1 pseudogene is annotated in these 778 nt (G+C 58.9%); it reads left to right on the top strand.

The features are described from left to right. Window positions 1-78: 78 nt before the first annotated feature. Window positions 79-778 (top strand): annotated as a pseudogene (locus AC070A_RS34620) (IS5 family transposase); the annotation flags it as partial.

Here is a 778-nt window from a genome sequence, read left to right on the forward strand (position 1 = left end):
GCTACAGCGTAAACTCATAAAATTTCTTGGCATTTATCGGCCGCCGTGATTCAAGGCTTCGAAATAGGGAAGCATTTGATGACGCGTCGTCGCTACGAACTGACTGACCACGAATGGTCGATCATATCGCCGTTGTTGCCCAACAAGCCACGCGGCGTTGCCCGCGTTGATGATCGGCGGGTACTGAATGGCATCCTCTGGCGGTTTCGAACGGGCTCGCCTTGGGCGGAAGTTCCGGAACGCTATGGCCCGCCGACGACCTGTTACAACCGCTTCGTGCGCTGGCGCAAAGCCGGGGTATGGGATCGGCTTCTTCAAGCGGTGTCCAAGGCCTACGATGGCGACATTGTGATGATCGACTCGACCTGTGTCCGCGTTCACCAGCACGCGGCCACGGGAAAAAAGGGGATGGAGACGATGGTGGCATGGGACGTTCCCGCGGCGGGCTTACGAGCAAAATCCACGCGCTCGTCGATGCCGAAGGTCGCCCGGTCAATCTGCGTCTGACTGGTGGACAGATCGCCGATTGTGCCGAAGCCGACGCGCTGACGGATGAGCTTGGCGAGGGGGACATCCTGCTGGCCGACAAGGGGTATGACACGAATGCCATTCGGGCTAAGGCCGCCGAGCGAAAGGCCTGGGCCAACATCCCGCCGAAGAGTAATCGCAAGGGTTCTTTCGTGTTTTCGCGCTGGGTCTACCGGCAACGCAATCTCGTGGAACGGTTCTTCAACAGGATCAAGCAGTTCCGAGGCATCGCAACCCGATATGACAAGCG

The organism is Ensifer sp. GW101-20A05, assembly GCF_059424735.1.